Raw genomic sequence first — 16,525 nt, 5'->3', positions numbered from 1 at the left:
TGTCATTCGGATCGCCCACACTTTGACTAATGGGTCGGTCGATCGGTTGGAATGGGGAGCGTGCCTTGTATAGCGAACCGAGAATGATCGTGTTGATGGGCCTCGTCTTCGGCGCGGTGACGATTGGGGCCTATGTGTCGCAGATGGACAACGACTGGTCGTCCGGTCGGGACGTGAGTCTCGTCGCCGACGGCGAACGGGGTGTCAGCGCGACGGCGGCGGCGGGGCAGAGCGAAGGCCGGCCCGGCGCGGCGACGGTCGCGCCGGCAACGCGCCGCCATGCGCTGCGCGACGACGTGACCGCCTTGCGGGCTCAGCCGGCCGCGTCGATTGGAGCGCAGGCGGGCGACGCTCTGGCCATCGCGGCGCTGCAGTTCGCGCGGGAGTCGAACAAGGCGCAGCAACAGCAACAGCAGCTCCCGCGCCCGCAGCCGCAGCAGACGAGTTTGCCGCCGCAGCCTGCGGTGACTTCGAACCGGACCCAGGCGCCACCCACGGCAAAGACCGGGCACGCACACCATAGCCGCGTTGCGTCGGGTACCACGACGAAACCTCGCTCAGCGCAAAGTGTTGCGACGACATCGGGTAGTCATGCGCGGGGCGGCAGCCACCGGAAAAGTTCTACTGCTGAGCGGTCTGGGAAGAAAGCGGCCAGCGTCGTGCCAGAGGCGCGGCCGTTGCCGCAATATGCAACGCAAGGCGTCGAGTCGCCATGGTCGATGCCGCGCGCGGGGCTGACCAGCCCGTCCGCAACTCAGGCGGTCGCCAGCAACGGCCCCAAAACCCGCGCCGAGGTAGAGGCCGAACTCGTGCGCGCGCGTGAGAACGGCACGATGCCCGCGTTCGGCAGACCCGAGCCATCGGGACCTGGGGCGCACTGAAGCGGACCTTGCGCCGCGTCCCCGGCAACCGTTAGGTCAACGACGCGGCGAGCCGCGCGAAGGTGGTTTCGTCGGTGCGATCGAACGCAAGCGGCGTGACCGATACGCACCCTGCCGCGACGGTTGCCGTTTCGCTGTCGGCATCGTTCTCGCGCGGGCCACGATCGAAGCGCAGCCAGTGATACGCAATGCCGCGCGGATCGACTTCCGGCAGCACCTCGATGTCCCTGACGAGCCCGACGCCCTGGCGCGTCGGCGTCAGCGGACCTGCGTCGGCGGCATCGACGTCGGGGAAGTTGATGTTCAGGCAGGTCGGCGCCGCATGCTCGATCGCGAGCAATTGGCGGATCACGCCGGGTGCGAGCGTGCGCGCGGTGTCCCAGCGCACGCGCTCGCGATCGCTGAACGCCTGGCTCAGCGCGAACGACGGCAGCCCGAGAAGCAGACCCGTCATCGCCGCGCCGACCGTGCCCGAGAACATCGTTTCGATGCCGAGGTTGCCGCCGCGATTGACGCCGGACAGCACCAGCGACGGCGGCGCCTCGCGCATCAGATGACGCACGCCCATCACGACGCAATCGCCGGGCGTGCCGGTCACGCCGAAACGGCGTTCGCCCTGGCGGCTCACGCGCAGCGGCGAATGCAGGCTGATGGAATGCGACGTACCGCTCTGGTCGTGCTCGGGCGCGACCACCCAGACTTCGTGCGCGAGCTCGGCGGCCACGGCTTCGAGCACGGCGAGGCCGGGCGCGTCGATACCGTCGTCGTTCGTCAGCAGCACCCGCGGCAGCTTGGATTCGTAAGCGGACATCGCGTCAATCTCCTGTGGCTCGGTGAATGAATCGTAGGGAAGGGACGCCCATTATCGGGCTTCCGTCCGACGCGCGTACGATGACGGTGAGCCGCCAACCGACCCAGGACGACCCGTCATGCAGATCGACCCGTTTGAGATTGCGATCGCCGATCCGGACATCGACGATTTGCGCCGCCGCATCCACGCCACCCGCTGGGCGCCCACGACGCCCGCGCCCGCCTGGCAGCAGGGCGCCGACCCGGCCTGGCTGCGCGAACTCGCGAGCTATTGGGCCGGGCAATTCGACTGGCGCGCGGCCGAACGCAGGTTGAACCAGCTGCCGCAATTTCTCGCCGACGTGAACGACCAGACCGTGCACTTCGCGCATCGGCGCGCCGCCAGTGTCGCGCCCGGCTTTCAGGCTTATCCGCTGGTGATCACGCACGGCTGGCCCGGTTCCTTCTTCGAGTTTCACGCGCTGCTCGATCAGTTGTGCGATCCGGTCGCGTTCGGCGCCGATCCCGCCGACGCCTTCGACGTCGTCGCGCCGTCGCTGCCCGGCTTCGCGTTTTCGCCTGCGCCCGCGCAGGCCGGCATGTCCGCGTTCCAGGTCGCGGACCTGTGGGTGTTACTGATGCGCGGGCTCGGCTACGAGCGCTTCGGCGCGCAGGGCGGCGATCTTGGCGCGGGCGTGTCGATCGCGTTGGCCGCGCATCATCCGCGGGTGGTCGACGGCATCCATCTGAACTTCCTGCCGAGTTCCTATGAGCCCGCGATCGGCGCGGCGCAGCGGGAGCTGACGCCGGCCGAGCAGGACTATCTGCGCGAGAAGAACGACTGGGCCGCACTCGAAGGCGGCTACGCGCATCAGCACGGCACCAAACCGCTGACGCTCGCCGCGTCGCTGAACGATTCGCCGGTGGGACTCGCCGCATGGATCGGCGAGAAGTTTCGGGCGTGGAGCGATTGCGGCGGCGAGGTGGAAAGCGTGTTCTCGAAAGACGATCTGCTGACCAATATCTCGCTGTACTGGTTCACGCAGTGCATCGGCCCGGCGATGCAGATGTATTGGGAAAACCGCCTGCAGCCGATGCGTTTCTCCGACGGCGAGCGCATCGACACACCAGTCGGCTTCGCGCTGTTTCCGAAGGAGATCAATCATCCGCCGCGAAGCTGGCTCGAACGAACCTTCAACGTCGCGCAGTGGAGCGAAATGCCAGCCGGCGGGCACTTCGCGGCGATGGAACAGCCCGCGTTGCTCGCGGCCGAGATTCGAAAGTTCTTCAGGCCGTTGCGGCAGAGCGCGCGCTAGGCGCGCAGCGCGACGCGTCATGCTGCTTCTGTTTCACCTGGCACGACCGCGCCGCTCGCGTCGAGCGTCTCGCGGCGATCGCAGGCTGCACGCATTCATCGACGACAGCCAGGCCAGCGTGGACGGTGGTCGAACTTTCATGCACGAGGGCACCATACACGCTATGGCACATGCGTCGAACCACGATCACCGCCGCCGCTTTCTGCGCACGGCGCTCGGGCTGCCGGCAGCGCTTGCGCTGTCGCGCGTCACGTCCGCGCAAACCGAGGCGCACGCGCAATCCGGCACCGTCTTACCCCGCATGAGCCGCCGCGCGATCCCGTCCACCGGCGAAGCGCTGCCGGTGATCGGCTGCGGCACGTGGCGCACCTTCGACGTCGGCGACGATGCCGCCGCCCGCGCCCGACTCGCCGAGGTGCTGCGCATCCTGTTCGAAGCGGGCGGCTCGGTGATCGATTCTTCGCCGATGTACGGTTCGTCGGAAGCGGTCGCGGGCGCGCTGCTCACGCAGCTCGACGCGCATCGCAAGGCGTTCGTCGCCACCAAGGTCTGGACCGAGGGACGCGAGGCCGGCATCGCGCAGATGGAGGAATCGCTGCGGCGTTTTCAGCAGCCGCATGTCGATCTGATGCAGATCCACAATCTGCTCGACTGGCGCACGCAGCTCGCGACCTTGCGCGACTGGAAAGCGCGCGGCCGGATTCGCTATCTCGGCATCACGCATTACACGTCGAGCGCGTTCGACGAAGTCGCGGCGGTGATGCGCAGCGAGAAGCCCGACTTCGTGCAGATCAACTACGCCGCCGACGATCGCGCGGCCGAGCAGCGCATCCTGCCGCTCGCGGCCGATCTCGGCATCGGCGTCGTGATCAATCAACCGTTCGGCGGCGGCGGTTTGCTCGCGCGCGTGATGAAAATGCCGTTGCCCGCATGGGCCGGCGAAATCGGCTGCACGAGCTGGGCGCAGATTCTGTTGAAATTCGTGCTCGCGCAGCCGGCGGTGACGGTCGTGATTCCGGGCACCGGGCGGCCGCAATACATGGCGGACAACGTGCGCGCGGGATCGGGACCGCTACCCGACGACGCGATGCGCGCGCGGATCATCGCGGCGGTCGGCGGCTGACTTGATGCGCAATCCAGTGCGCAATCCATCACGGCGACTACTTGCCGCTTGCTATTCGCATACAGGTGCCGCCTCCCACCAACGCCGCACGACACGGGAATAAAACCCGCCACACGCCAGTCATGCCTCACGAACCGGGTTCGGTTCGGCGAATCCTTATCGTGAGGTCATCATGTCGTCACATCATTCATTCGATCCGGCGCGTCGCGGCGCGCTGAAGTGTCTTGCGTTCGGCGGCCTCGGCACCGTGTTCATGCTGTCGGGCGGCGTGCTGACGCCGGTCGAACTCGCGCTCGCGGCCGACGCGAACACCGCGACGCCAGCGGCTGGCACGCCGCTTTTCCTGCAGATCAGCGACACCCATATCGGCTTCAACAAGGAGGCGAATCCCGATGTCGCGGGCACGCTGAAACAGACGATCGATTACGTCAACGCGATGCCGGCGCGTCCGCCGCTCGCGATTCACACCGGCGACATCACGCATCTGTCGAAGCCCGCGGAATTCGATCTGGCCGCGCAGCTGATGTCGGGACTGAAGATCACCGAGCTGCACACGGTCCCCGGCGAGCATGACGTCACCGACGGCCCCGGCACGGAGTACTTCAGCCGCTTCGGCAAGGCTTCGGATAACCGCGGCTATTACAGCTTCGATCACCAGGGCGTGCATTTCGTCGGGCTCGTCAACGTGATGCATTTCAAGCCGAACGGCCTCGGCGGGCTCGGCGACGAGCAGCTCGAATGGCTCGAAAACGATCTGAAAGGCCGCTCGTCGAGCACCCCGGTCGTGGTGTTCGCGCACATGCCGATGTGGACCATCTACGAGCCGTGGGGCTGGGGCACGGGCGACGCGGGACAGGCGATGAGCTATCTGAAGCGCTTCGGTTCCGTGACGGTGTTGAACGGCCACATTCATCAGATCGTGACGAAGGTCGAGGGCAACGTGACGTTCCATACCGCGCGCTCGACCGCCTATCCGCAGCCGACCGCCGGCCAGGGCGATGGCCCTGGGCCGCTGAAGGTCGCGAGCGACCAGTTGCCGAAGATGCTCGGCGTGACGAGCGTCAGCATCGCGCGTCATCCGCTGAAGACGACGCTCGACGACACGACGCTCGCCTGACGACACGCGCTACTTTTACGCTCGAGGAGATCAATGATGCTAACCAGGATGATGGGCCGCGCGCTCGCGATTCTGCTCGGCAGTGTCGCGATTCTGGCGGTGTCGGCGGGGCTCGGTTTTGCGCAAACGACGATGCCGATGCAAGTGCAGAAACAGACCGTCGCGTCGACGCCTAACGCGATCGTCATCAAGAACTTCATGTTCTCGCCGATGGAACTGACCATCAAGGCGGGCACGACGGTCACATGGAAGAATCTCGACGGCGAGCCGCACAGCGTGGTCAACGACGCGGGCCTGTTCCGCTCGGCCGCGCTCGATCAGGACGACACCTATCAGTTCAAATTCGATAAACCGGGCGTGTACAAGATCTTTTGCGGCATCCATCCGTACATGAAGGCGACCATTACCGTGCAATGATCCAATTGCCGCCAAGCCCTTGCTCAGCAAGGGCAGTTCGGATTTTGCTCCGAACTCAACCCTGGATCGCGAGCACTGTTATTCCGTAGGCGGCTTGGCCTGCCCCCAGTCGACGGGGTGGTGCAGCGAAATCTGCAGACGATCGCGCAATTCGGGATGGACAGACGCCTGGTTGAGAACAGCCATGCCTCCGATTTGACGCAAGGTTTCGTCCGTGATCGGCGCGCGGCAATCGTCCGAACCCAGAGGCACAGTCATTGCCATTCCGCGCGCTATCTGCCGATCTATTGCCCCCTCGACTTCCTCGCGCGACACGGTACATACCTGGATTTCACAGGCATCCTCGTTATAAAAAATCACGGTGGCACGCTGGCGCTTTGTCATCTCAGAAACCTCTGCAGCTCTGGTAATTTTGAAATGCCGTCTGTTTGCACATGGCATAAGCACGGGGGTCTTGGGTCATCGCTCGTACGAAGTTGCATTGCTCCAAATCAAATTCGTACTCGGCAAAACAATTTGCCTCATGCACTTCACTGACGCCACGCGCGGCCAGTTCCTGCGCATCGCCGAACTGCGGATCTTCAGTGTACTCAAACGGCCGCTCATTGCCGAGTGGCGTTGATACTGGCGTAGCGATGGTTCCGTCCGGCAGCACGTCGCCGGGGCGGGCATACCAGATCGCCAGGCCATCTTCGGCTGGCAGCCGCGGCAATTTGGGGCGCTCGACCGAGCGCGCGGCACGCACTACGGGCAGTGCGCCTCGCACGAGCTGTGACGGCGTGATGGTTGGGTAGTACGACCGGATCTGCTGCTGGATGGGTGCGCTCCCTCCGCGCGAGGTGCGGAGCGAGGGCGCGACCGCAATCACATCGCCGCGCTCGACGGCGGTCTGTAGCGTGCGGGCGATCTGCTCCGGAGCAGCGCCGCTCGCATATGCGCGGCCCGGCGAATTGCGCATGAACTCGGCGAGCTGCGCTAGCTGGCGCGTGTTGTGTGTAAGCTCCCATGAACTTGCCGAGATAATGAGACGGCGCCCGGTACCCACCTCGTCGCTAAAGACGTTGCCGCGATATTCCTGCCGAGTATGGAGCGTGCAGCTCCGGTGGTTTCCGACTTTGAAATCGATCGCCATCTGTCTTCCATGTACATGTCAGATCCGCCAGCGAACCTATCATGGCGTCGAATTGCGTACCGCAAAAAGAATGAGTCCCTGAGGCCGCCGCGAATGCGATAGCAAGCCTTGGCCGGTACGGGAAGGCACCGCTCGACGAATTCCTGCACCCTGGAACATCGTGGAAAACTGTCAACACAGGTAGTGCGCGACTGGAAGTTGTCCATCGTGCATCGTGTTGCGGTCCTGGTAGTGCTGACCGTACGGAACGCCGCTCACGCGGTATGCAGCTCGCTCAACCGGCACAGCAGAATCCCATAGCCGGTCAGATGCCCGAGGTACACGCTCGTAAACACGTCCGACGCGGGCAGGTCCTCGGTCAGCTGACGCAGCTCCTCCATATGCAGCGGCGGCGCGTCGAGCGGCGGGCGCTCGACGCGCAGGTCCGCCGCCCCGGCCAGTTGCCGGTGCGCGTTGACGAGCCGCGCGAGCCGCGCGAGAAACATTTCGCGCCACGCGGCGTCGAGCGCGGCGAACTGATCGTGAAACGTGTCCATCGTTTCAAGAAAATTGACCAGCGAATCGAAGGTCTCCTGATAGCTCGCGAACACCGGCAGCCGTGCCGCGTTGCGCTTCAGATGTGGCGAGACCCACGCCTGCTCGAGGTCGGTCTTCAGCAGCAGGTGCGCCTGCTTCAGGTTCGTGCTCAGCGTGCGCAGCCTGGAGGCCGCCGGCTTGATCTGCGCTTTGTCGAGCTGTCCCGCGGCCAGTTGCGCGACGACATCGGTGGCCTGTTCGTTGCCGTCGTTGACGAGCGTGTTCGCCCAGTAGCCGTGATCGGGCGGAAACGCGATCTGCTGGATGACGAAGCCGAGCAACATGCCGAGTACCACGCCAATCAGGCGCTGTTCGAGCAGCGGAAGATGTTCGCCGGTATAGAGCACGAGCGTGATCGGCACCGTGATGCTGGTCATCTGGAACAGCGACGGCCGCAGCGCGACGATGCTGAAGATCACGACCGGCAGCAGCGCCGCACCCATCCACAGGTGCGGCGCGGTCAGCCAGATCAGCAGCGTGCCGATCGGCATCGCCACCACGTTCGAAAACACCCGCTTGTAGAAGTAGCTTCGGGCCGCCGAAATCGAGCTACCGAGCGCCAGCGTCAGCATCGTCGAACCGGCTAGCGGCACGGCCGCGTCGGGAAAGCCGAGCAGGTATGGGGTGCCGAAACCGATCCACAGGCCGAGCGTCAGCTTCGTGTACTTGGCGGTTTCCGACAGAGAAAAGCGCGCGAGCGCGCGGCGCAACGGCGTGAGTGGCTGGTGCTGATACCTGTTCGACATGATTTTTATGCTGACCGATGACGTTGGGCCGGGCACCGCTGGGCCCGGCACGGCACGGCGCGGCGTTCGCGACGTGCGCGCACGTGACCTTACCATCCGGCGCGGACGGCTTCGGGAATTCGCACGGCAGCAGGTTCGCGGAATGCTGCTCGAGGCGCGCGGCGCGCGCAGTCCAACGCGGGTTTCAAGCGGCGGTTTCGGCGTCGCGCGCGCGTTTCGTCGCCAGGCCCGGTTGTTGCATGCGAAACGGCGACCGCGTTGGCGCGTTTCGCAGAATCCGCGTCGCATCGAGCGTAGCGGCCCACGGCAGGCGCACGGCTGTCTGTCGGGCTCTGTGCCGGGTTGGAGTTTTTACCGGCTTTGCACGCTTTTTTGCCAACTCACACGGCATCTGGCGACGTCGTTTGATAGCACCGCCGAAGCGAGGCGGAAACGCAACGCTGCTATGTTGTCGGCCGTTCGCGACAGGATTACATTCATTGAGCATTGCATGCAGCGGCAGTCCGCGAGCTCGGTTTACGCACCGGCTCGTCAGCGCGCCAGCTTGTCTGCAAGAAGTGGCATACCCGGAGCGTATTGCGATGGCTACCGATCCCGACGATATCGACTTGCGTCATTCCACAACGGACGGCCGGTCCTCCTTCGAACCCGACGGCCCTGACGAATCGGGCGTGCCGCCCCCGCGCTTCGGCCGCCTCGCCCTGTGCCTCGCGGCGGCCGGCGCGCTGACCTTCGGGGTGATGGGCACCGTCGCCTACGGCGTCTGGTTCAACCAGGATCAGCAGACGTACGCGGATGCCATTGCGGGCGCGCGCCAGGCGCTCGGCTCGTCGGCATCGGCCCGGGTGCCGACGGTGGCCGTCGCGCACGCGCCGCAGGAGGCCGCCGCGCCCTTCGCCATGCCGTCAGCCAGGCAGCCCGCCGCGCCAGAGGTCGCGCTCGAAGCGGCCGGCGCGAACGGCGGCTTCGAGGACACCAACCCGGCCGTGTGGTCCGGGCAGATCCACCCGAGTACGCCTGACCCGAATCTCTCCGCCACGCTGGCCGATACGCCGGTCGACACCTCGGCGGATATTTCGGCGGATATGTCGGCCAACCCACCCACAGCCCCCATTGTTCCCACGCCACCGCCGGGCTACACGCGGCACGTCGCCAATGCCGCCAATTCCACCGCGAAGCCCGCCGCCGGTCACGACGCGAAAGAAACGCGGCTCGCACAGCAGGAGCGGCGCGCGTCGTCGCAGCACAAGGGCGGTCTGTTTGCGCGGATCGGACAGTTCTTTCGACGCGTGAGCTATCGTCAACATGACAATGGCCGACGGCAACAAGATATCTACTCCCATCCCTGAGCACGCGGTCGTCGGGCCAGCGGGGCGAGCAGGGCTGCGCGGCGCCGCACGCACGCGCGTGCCGGTGTGGTGCTTCCGGCCGGGGCCCGCGAGCGTCGGCGTGGCCGCGCTGTTGTGTCTGCTGTTCGGCCTGCTGTATGTGGCGATGCAGATCCGCACGGTGTTTTCCGATCAGTTGAAGCAGGAGTACGCGGGCCTCGTGCTCGAAGCCGCCGGGCGCGTCGACAGCGCGCGCGAGCAGTTGGCCGCGTGGCAGCATATGGCCGACACCCCGGCGAGTCACGACGCGTCGTTCGTGCCGGCCTATGACGCGGCGCGCGCCGAACTCGCGCGGCGTTTCGCGGCGCTCGCGGCGCTCGTCAACGCGAGTCCGTCGCCGGCGCCGCCCATTCCGTCGATGTCACCGACACAGCCAACGCCCGAAGCCGTCGCGGCGGCGCTCGGCAGCGTGTCGGCCTACTGGCGCGCGCAACGCGACGCGTCGAGCGCCGACGTGCGGCTGCGCGTCGCGCACGTCGCGCGCACGCTGATCGCGCTCGCCGCGCTGCTGTTCTGCATGCTGATCACGGCGCTCGGCATGTACGCGAAGCGCACCCGCCAGCTCGCGGGGCAGTCGCACGAGTTCGAGCTGGCGTCGCTGCACGATTCGCTGACGGGCCTGTCGAACCGCCGCAAGCTGCTGGCCGCGCTCGACTCTGCCGCCAGGCACGCGCGGACCGCGGCCGTCGAGCAGCGCTTCGCCGTGCTGTATATCGACCTCGATGGTTTCAAGCAGGTCAACGATTCGTTCGGGCATCGCACCGGCGACGAATTCCTCGCCGCGGTATCCGCCCGGTTTCGCGCGTCGGTGCGCAAAGGCGATCTGGTCGCGCGCATCGGCGGCGACGAGTTCGCGGTGCTGGTGCGCACCTTTGCGGGCGATGACGAGCTCGCCGAGATCGCGCGCCGGCTGATGGCCTGCGTGGTCGACACCGACCAACAGATGGGAATCGGCGTCGTGCGCGCGAGCGTGGGCATTGCGAGTTATCCCGACGACGTCGACGATCACCGCCGTCTGGTCGCCGCCGCCGATGCCGCGATGTATCAGGTCAAGCGCGACGGCAAGAACGGCTTCGCGTTCGCGGCGCAGACGGGCAGGGAAGCGACGTTGTGAACCGCCTGAACGTCACTGGCCTTCGTTGCGCCACTCCGTCAGCTTTTCGCGCTCGTTGAGTTCGATGAACGCCGGCCGTGCGCGCAGCCTGCGGATATAGCTCGCGAGATGCGGCCAGCCCACCGTCGCGGGGTGGGGCATGTTGCGGGTCCAGCGCATCAGCACGAGCGCGAGCAGATCGGCGGTGCTGAGCTTGCCGCCCGCGAGGTAGGCGTGGCCGTCGGCGAAATGCCCGTCGAGCCGCGCACACGCTTGTTCGATGCGGCGTTGCGCGAGCGCACGCACCGCCTCGGCGCCCGCGGGGTCGCCGTCGCTGCCGGCGTAGAACCAGTCGCGCATCGCGGGCAGCAGCGTATTGGCGAGGTAGATCATCCATTCGAGCCATTGCGCGCGTGCGGCCGAGCCGGGCGCGGGCGCGAGGTCGGCCTCGGCGTGGCGCTCGGCGAGCAGCATCAGCAGCGCGGCCGATTCATGCCGCGGCACGCCATCGACGACGAGCGTGGGCACGCGCCCGGCAGGATTCAGACGCAGATACTCGGGATCGCGCTGCCGGCCCGCGTCGATATCGACGAGGCGCGCTTCGAACGGCACGCCCATTTCGAGCAGCATCCAGTGCACGGGCATGCTGGCCGCGCCGGGCGAGTAGTAGAGAACGTAGGACATTCGGGGCTCCGTGGATCGTCGAGAGCGCGGTCGAGCCGTGAACAGAAAGAATCAGGGGCTGTCGCCGAAACGAACAGCCCCTTCAGATGCGTCAGGCGCCAGCGTACGCAAATGCGGGCGCTCGAAACAGCAAGCCCCGAATCACGCCCGCGGCCAGTCTTTCAATGCACCGACGCGTGCTTCTCCTGCTCGGCTGCGCTCGGCTGCGTCACCGCGCTGACGATCACGAACACGATCACGTTGACCGCGAGCGCAAGGAAGCCGATGTTGACGTCCTTCAGCGCATCGGGCAGGAACGGCATCAGGTGACCGACGCTCCAGTGCAGCGTCGTGGTCAGTGTGACCACCGCGACACCCGCGACGATGCCGCAGAACGCGCCTTGCCTCGTCGCGCGGTTGTGCGGGAACAGGCTGCAGAGCACGGCCGGGAACAATTGCGTGACGAAGCTGTAGCCCATCAGCAGCAGCGCGACGATGGTTTCGCCGCCGTTCAGCGTGAAGGCGACCGCGACCAGCGCCACGACCGGTACGAGGAAGCGCGCGATCACCGCGACCGACGCATCCGACGCGTTGCGGTTCACCATGCCGCGATACACGTCGTTGGCGAGCAGCGTCGACGCCGAGGTCAGGATCATCGAGCCCGGCACCAGCGCGGTCAGGATACCGGCCGCGCCGATCACGCCGACGAACCACGGATCGAACGTCTGCAGCGACAGGCGGAACAACGACAGGTCGATGTCGGCGCCCTTCAGGCCCGGCACGCGCAGCGTCGCCGCGAAGCCGACGAAGAACACGAACAGCAGGATCAGCTGATAGAGCGGCAGAATCGCGGCATTGCGGCGGAAGATTCGCTCGTCCTTCGCCGTGAAGATCGAACCGAACGTGTGCGGCCACATGAAGAAGCCGAGCGCGGTCAGCAGCACCGTCGACTGGAACCACACGACGCTCGAACCGCGCGCCGGGAAGGTCAGGAAGCCGGGACGGGCGGCGTCGATCGTGCGGAACATCGCGCCGATGCCGCCGTAGTAATGCAGCGGCAGATAGATGCCGAGGAACAGCACGATCGCGAGAATCAGCAGATCCTTGGCCACCGAGTTCCAGGCGGAGCCGCGCACGCCCGACACGATCACGTAAGAGGTCACGACGATCGCGCCGATCCAGATCGCCGCCGTCGACGAGATCGCACCGTACGACGCGGTCGAGACGATGATGCCGAGGCCCTTCAATTGCAGCACCAGGTACGGGATCAGCGCGGCCACGCCGACCAGCGCGACCAGCGTGCCGAGCGCCGGGCTCTCGTATTTGCGCGCCAGGAAGTGCGGCTGCGAGACCAGGCGGTGCGTCTTCGCGTAGCGCCAGATCGGCGGCAGCATCCAGTACGACAGGATGTACGCGAGCGTGCCGTACGCGAGGATGTAGTAGACCGGCGCCCCCTTGCCGTACGCGAAGCCGCTGCCGCCGAGGAACGTGAAGGTCGTATAGATTTCGCCGGCCATCAGCAGGAACACGAACGCGGTGCCGAAGCTGCGGCCGCCCACGCTCCACTGCTCGAGGCTCATGTCGTGGCCGCGCCTTGCGCGCACGCCGAGGAACAGCGCGAATAGCGTAACGGCGGCGATGATGACGAGTGCGCTCATGGGCGAACCTCCTCGCCATCGGCGGCGACGTGTCGGTTGGACGGATCCAGGTTGTAGATGATCGCCATGATGATCGCGCTCAACACCACCCACATGACGATCCAGGCCAGCACGAACGGCATGCCGAGCACGAGCGGCTCGACGCGATTGACAAACGAAATGCCGACCAGGATGCCGACGAACGGCAACGCGGCAAGTACACGAAGCAGCATGTGGACAACTCCTCGAACCAGTAGGTATGTGTCGTTGAAATTCCGGCTTCGCTGAGGACTGTATGCCGGATACTTCGGTCCCGTAAAGCAGATCAAAATAAATGTCGGAGTTTCGACCGCTGCAATCGCATCTTTCCAGCCCGGATTGCTGCAGTGCAAAGCGGGACGCGCCGTGGCGCGCAAGGTGTCGCGCGGCTTTTCTGCAGGCCGACTGGCGCGCCGCGATATGATCTGCGAGCATTGCAGCATTTTCCGGACCGCGCGATTCCGGCCGGGCTCATGACCGGCGGCGCGCCCAGGCGCGAAACTCGCGCGAGCACACGCAGACAAGCAGGCACACGGATACGCACATGGTCGAAAGTCTGATCTCGGACATCATGTTTGGCTTTATCGGCTTAATCAGCATCATCAATCCCTTTAGCGGCGCGTTCGTGTTTCTGGATCGGACCGCGTCGTTGACCCTCGACGAGCGCACCCTACTCGCCCGCAAGATCGCAATCAACGCCGCCGTTGTGCTGCTGGTGGCATTCTTCATCGGCACGCCGATCCTGCACTTCTTTGGTATCTCGATGGAGGCGCTGCGCATCGGCGGCGGGCTCGCGCTTGCCGTGGGCGGCTGGCAAATGCTCAATGCGCCGGACACGCCGGCGGTCGAGCAGACGGAAGTCAAGCGCGTCGACGCCGAAACCGCGAAATCGCGCGCGTTCTTTCCTCTGACCGTGCCGCTGACCACTGGGCCCGGCTCGATCGCGACCGCGATCGCGCTGTCGGCGAATCGCACGCACAAGCTGTCGGCGTTCGTGATGTCGGGCATCGCGTCGGTCGCCATCACGTTCGCGGTGGCCGTCTGCGTGTATCTGATCTACAGTCGCGCGACGATCCTCGCGCGCTATCTCGGCGTCGAGGGCACCAAGGTCGCGTTGCGGGTGTCGGCGTTCCTGCTGCTATGCATCGGCGTGCAGATCATTCTGACCGGCGTGTCCGAATTCCTGATTCCGATCGCGACGATGCGCCCGCCGGCGGGCTAGCGCCGCATGCCGGCGCCATGCACGCTGTGGCGGCGGCGCCGCAGGTGGATCGCCTTCGGGTGGTTCGTGCGGAACGTCGACCGGATCGTCCGGGATCGGATCGGGGTCGATCTTCGGCGGCGGCATGTTCGGCGCGATGTCGGGGTCGACTTCGGGCGGCATCGGCGCATGCGGATGCAGCGGCAGCGGCTGCATCGAAATTTGCGCGTGGGTTGGCGCGATCAGGTCGAATGTGCCAATTGCACTGGGCGCTTGCCGGCTCGTATCAGGTAAATCCATCAGTCCTCTCCCCATAGTCTTCGTTCAGACGCGCAATGCTCGTGCCGCATGCCGACGGATGTCGTTCGCGTGGAACGCCAATTGCTGGAAGCCGGCACGCGCGCCGCATCGCGATGACCGCGCGCGCCCGGCTCACATTGGACATCGCCCACGCAAAGCACAGGACGAGGAGCGCATATGGCGCGACACAAGGCCGACGTTGCCGACGACGACTTCGAGATTTTCGCCAGCTATCACGGAACGGGCGACGGCCGATACATAGGTGGACTGAAGGTTGTGAGGAAAGCGGACCGGCGGATTCTGTTCCCGTTCGAGGGCGCACCGCAGATCGGCCCCTATGCGACCGCCGACGAAGCACGCCGCGCCGCGATTGCGTACGGCCGCAAGCTCGTCGCGGCCGATCGTGCCGCGCCCGAAGGCTGAGCGGGCGCAGCCGGTTTGGCAGTGCTTCCGTGCGAGGCGCAGAGCCATCAGGGCATACCGCCGAGCGACGGCGAAATCGTGCTGCCGCGCGCGGGATCGTCCGGATGTTCGTCGGGCACGGTGGGGCGCGCCGACAGCGGCGGATGATCGCGATAGCAGGTGTCGACCGAACCGTCGACGAGGCAGTTCTGGAACGCATCGGCGTCGCTCTTTTGCGCGAACGTGTACAGCGTGCGCTCGACCTGCACCTCGGTATCGGATACGCGAATTGTCGTAATGCTCATGAGGTTCTCCTTCGGGGCCGCTTTTTTACAAAGCGAACGTGCCGCGCTACTGCCTTCGAGATCGCAATGGCCGTGCCTGTTGCGCTGCGCGCGGATTTCTCCGGCAAGGCTCGAATGTTGCTGCATGAACCAGGTGCCCGTTCGAGATGGCGCGTGATGACGCGAATCGACGGCAGAACAAACGAGGAGGGCGCGATGCAAGATCCCCAATCGACCGACACCCCGCGGCAGAGCGCGACGCCGGGCGGCGAGCAGTCCGCGAGGCCAGATAACCGCGCCGCACCCACGCTGTCCGACGAAGTCAAAGCCCGCAACAAGCCGAGCGGCACGCACTACGTCGAGCCGAGTCCGCTCGGCATCGAACCGGTCGTGCAGACCGGCGTGGACAAAGCGACCAATCCGCCACGGTCGAGCGAGCGGCCGCGCCAGGGCGCCGAAGTGCCGCTCGGCAGCGGCGAGCACGCCGAGCCGCCGGGCGGCGGCGGGCGCGAATCGCATCACAAGCAGCCGGGCGAGCAATGACGCGGCGCGTTGCGTGCCAGCCCGTGCGTCCAACCCGTCAACACCCAACCGGAGAAAGCGCATGCAACCGGACAATCCAACCCAATCGATGAACCCCGGCGACGAAGCGCCGCCCAACACGCCGGGCGCCGGCGAAGACCTGTGCGCCGCCTGCCACGGTACGGGCAAGGTCGAGGGCGCTCGCTGCGCGGTGTGCGGCGGCACGGGCAAGGTGCTGCAGGGCATCGGCGGAGGCTAGCCGGCTGCTCGTCCGCAGGTTCGCGGCAACCGCATCACAAGCCAGGAGCAACCATGTTCAACGAGTCCAGGCACGGCTTCGACGCCGCGCAGACCGAATACGAAGCGTTCATGCTGGAGCCGCACGACTGGGTGCCGAACAACAGCAAGCTGCCGGTCGTGCTGTACCGGCGCGCGCTGTCGCCCGGCAGCGGCAATCTGCCCGCCGCGTTCGAAATCCTGTTCGAGCGCAATGCATGGCCCGCGCAGTGGCGCGACAGCATCTTCGACTTCCATCACTTTCACGCGACCGCGCACGAGGTGCTCGGTGTGACCGACGCGAGCGCCGAGGTGATCGTCGGCGGGCCGGGCGGACGCGTGGTGACGGTGCACGCGGGCGACGTGCTGCTGCTGCCGGCCGGCACCGGCCATTGTCTGCAATCGTTCGAGCGGCATTTTCAGGTGGTGGCGGGCTATCCGTTGGGGCAGCAATGGGACATTCGCCGCGAAGCGCTGACGCCGCAGGAACTCACCGAGATGCTGGCGTTGCCGTTTCCGCCGCTCGATCCGATCGACGGCAAGCATGGTCCCGTCGTCGAGCTTTGGCTGCAGTCGGCCTGAACCTCGTCGTTCGCGAAGCAACCGACCTGCGGCGGCGTGGC

The 16,525-nt window shown here is 66.0% G+C and carries 20 protein-coding genes; 12 read left to right on the top strand and 8 right to left on the bottom strand.

The window, feature by feature from the left end; translation table 11 throughout:
* Positions 1-83 precede the first annotated feature (83 nt).
* Complete coding sequence (locus HDG37_RS11330; protein WP_184047064.1) at positions 84-881, top strand: DUF4148 domain-containing protein; 798 nt, start codon at positions 84-86, stop codon at positions 879-881.
* A gap of 31 nt (positions 882-912) precedes the next feature.
* Here HDG37_RS11330 and surE read toward each other — a convergent pair whose 3' ends face one another.
* Complete coding sequence (gene surE, locus HDG37_RS11325) at positions 913-1,692, bottom strand: 5'/3'-nucleotidase SurE (RefSeq protein ID WP_184047061.1); 780 nt, start codon at positions 1,690-1,692, stop codon at positions 913-915.
* A 118-nt stretch (positions 1,693-1,810) separates the two neighbouring features.
* Here surE and HDG37_RS11320 point away from each other — a divergent pair, with 118 nt between their 5' ends.
* The 4 genes from HDG37_RS11320 to HDG37_RS11305 all read left to right on the top strand — a co-directional run bounded on the left by HDG37_RS11320 (position 1,811) and on the right by HDG37_RS11305 (position 5,643).
* A complete protein-coding gene (locus HDG37_RS11320; protein WP_184047058.1) occupies positions 1,811-2,986 on the top strand; it encodes an epoxide hydrolase family protein in 1,176 nt (391 codons plus the stop codon).
* Positions 2,987-3,149: 163 nt separating this feature from the next.
* Positions 3,150-4,109 (top strand): aldo/keto reductase, encoded by a 960-nt coding sequence (locus HDG37_RS11315; RefSeq protein ID WP_184047055.1) that lies wholly within the window; start codon positions 3,150-3,152, stop codon positions 4,107-4,109.
* A 172-nt stretch (positions 4,110-4,281) separates the two neighbouring features.
* Entirely contained in the window at positions 4,282-5,226 is a 945-nt protein-coding gene (locus HDG37_RS11310) for a metallophosphoesterase (protein WP_184047052.1), read from the top strand.
* A gap of 36 nt (positions 5,227-5,262) precedes the next feature.
* On the top strand, positions 5,263-5,643 hold the full coding sequence (locus tag HDG37_RS11305; protein ID WP_184047408.1) for a cupredoxin family copper-binding protein: 381 nt from the start codon (positions 5,263-5,265) through the stop codon (positions 5,641-5,643).
* A 78-nt stretch (positions 5,644-5,721) separates the two neighbouring features.
* Here the strand turns inward: HDG37_RS11305 and HDG37_RS11300 are convergent, their stop codons facing one another.
* The 3 genes from HDG37_RS11300 to HDG37_RS11290 form a co-directional block, all read right to left on the bottom strand.
* Entirely contained in the window at positions 5,722-6,027 is a 306-nt protein-coding gene (locus HDG37_RS11300) for a hypothetical protein (RefSeq protein ID WP_090809877.1), read from the bottom strand.
* A 1-nt stretch (position 6,028) separates the two neighbouring features.
* Positions 6,029-6,775, bottom strand: coding sequence for a hypothetical protein (locus tag HDG37_RS11295; protein ID WP_184047049.1), 747 nt, complete (start codon positions 6,773-6,775; stop codon positions 6,029-6,031).
* A gap of 254 nt (positions 6,776-7,029) precedes the next feature.
* Positions 7,030-8,097, bottom strand: a complete 1,068-nt coding sequence (locus HDG37_RS11290) for an FUSC family protein (RefSeq protein ID WP_184047046.1) — start codon at positions 8,095-8,097, stop codon at positions 7,030-7,032.
* 581 nt (positions 8,098-8,678) lie between these two features.
* Between HDG37_RS11290 and HDG37_RS11285 the strand changes: the two genes are divergently transcribed.
* Both HDG37_RS11285 and HDG37_RS11280 read left to right on the top strand, forming a co-directional pair.
* Complete coding sequence (locus HDG37_RS11285; protein WP_184047043.1) at positions 8,679-9,446, top strand: hypothetical protein; 768 nt, start codon at positions 8,679-8,681, stop codon at positions 9,444-9,446.
* Entirely contained in the window at positions 9,403-10,599 is a 1,197-nt protein-coding gene (locus HDG37_RS11280) for a GGDEF domain-containing protein (RefSeq protein WP_221311976.1), read from the top strand. The genes HDG37_RS11285 and HDG37_RS11280 overlap by 44 nt, the downstream gene beginning before the upstream one ends.
* Before the next feature lie 12 nt (positions 10,600-10,611).
* On the opposite strand, the gene HDG37_RS11275 is transcribed toward HDG37_RS11280, so the two are convergent.
* The 3 genes from HDG37_RS11275 to HDG37_RS11265 all read right to left on the bottom strand — a co-directional run bounded on the left by HDG37_RS11275 (position 10,612) and on the right by HDG37_RS11265 (position 13,111).
* Positions 10,612-11,262: a glutathione S-transferase family protein gene (locus tag HDG37_RS11275; protein ID WP_184047039.1), complete on the bottom strand. Its 651-nt coding sequence runs from the start codon at positions 11,260-11,262 to the stop codon at positions 10,612-10,614.
* A gap of 161 nt (positions 11,263-11,423) precedes the next feature.
* A complete protein-coding gene (locus HDG37_RS11270; protein WP_184047036.1) occupies positions 11,424-12,899 on the bottom strand; it encodes a sodium:solute symporter in 1,476 nt (491 codons plus the stop codon).
* Positions 12,896-13,111 (bottom strand): DUF3311 domain-containing protein, encoded by a 216-nt coding sequence (locus tag HDG37_RS11265; protein ID WP_184047032.1) that lies wholly within the window; start codon positions 13,109-13,111, stop codon positions 12,896-12,898. The genes HDG37_RS11270 and HDG37_RS11265 overlap by 4 nt, the downstream gene beginning before the upstream one ends.
* Positions 13,112-13,461: 350 nt before the next feature.
* On the opposite strand from HDG37_RS11265, the gene HDG37_RS11260 reads away from it, so the two are divergent.
* Both HDG37_RS11260 and HDG37_RS11255 read left to right on the top strand, forming a co-directional pair.
* Positions 13,462-14,139, top strand: a complete 678-nt coding sequence (locus HDG37_RS11260; protein WP_018425193.1) for a MarC family protein — start codon at positions 13,462-13,464, stop codon at positions 14,137-14,139.
* Between the two features lie 456 nt (positions 14,140-14,595).
* Complete coding sequence (locus HDG37_RS11255) at positions 14,596-14,841, top strand: DUF6723 family protein (protein ID WP_090809892.1); 246 nt, start codon at positions 14,596-14,598, stop codon at positions 14,839-14,841.
* 47 nt (positions 14,842-14,888) lie between these two features.
* On the opposite strand, the gene HDG37_RS11250 is transcribed toward HDG37_RS11255, so the two are convergent.
* Positions 14,889-15,125: a hypothetical protein gene (locus HDG37_RS11250; RefSeq protein WP_184047029.1), complete on the bottom strand. Its 237-nt coding sequence runs from the start codon at positions 15,123-15,125 to the stop codon at positions 14,889-14,891.
* Between the two features lie 195 nt (positions 15,126-15,320).
* Between HDG37_RS11250 and HDG37_RS11245 the strand changes: the two genes are divergently transcribed.
* The 3 genes from HDG37_RS11245 (at position 15,321) to HDG37_RS11235 (ending at position 16,484) form a co-directional block, all read left to right on the top strand.
* Complete coding sequence (locus HDG37_RS11245; protein WP_184047027.1) at positions 15,321-15,647, top strand: hypothetical protein; 327 nt, start codon at positions 15,321-15,323, stop codon at positions 15,645-15,647.
* A gap of 61 nt (positions 15,648-15,708) precedes the next feature.
* The gene (locus HDG37_RS11240) at positions 15,709-15,885 is read left to right on the top strand and encodes a hypothetical protein (protein ID WP_184047024.1); all 177 of its coding nucleotides are present in this window, start codon (positions 15,709-15,711) and stop codon (positions 15,883-15,885) included.
* Positions 15,886-15,938: 53 nt separating this feature from the next.
* Positions 15,939-16,484: a cupin gene (locus HDG37_RS11235; protein WP_184047021.1), complete on the top strand. Its 546-nt coding sequence runs from the start codon at positions 15,939-15,941 to the stop codon at positions 16,482-16,484.
* The last annotated feature ends 41 nt before the right edge of the window (positions 16,485-16,525 follow it).

This window comes from Paraburkholderia sp. MM5384-R2 (assembly GCF_014201025.1).
Lineage (GTDB): Bacteria > Pseudomonadota > Gammaproteobacteria > Burkholderiales > Burkholderiaceae > Paraburkholderia > Paraburkholderia tuberum.
This window is presented reverse-complemented; position numbering and strand designations above follow the sequence as displayed.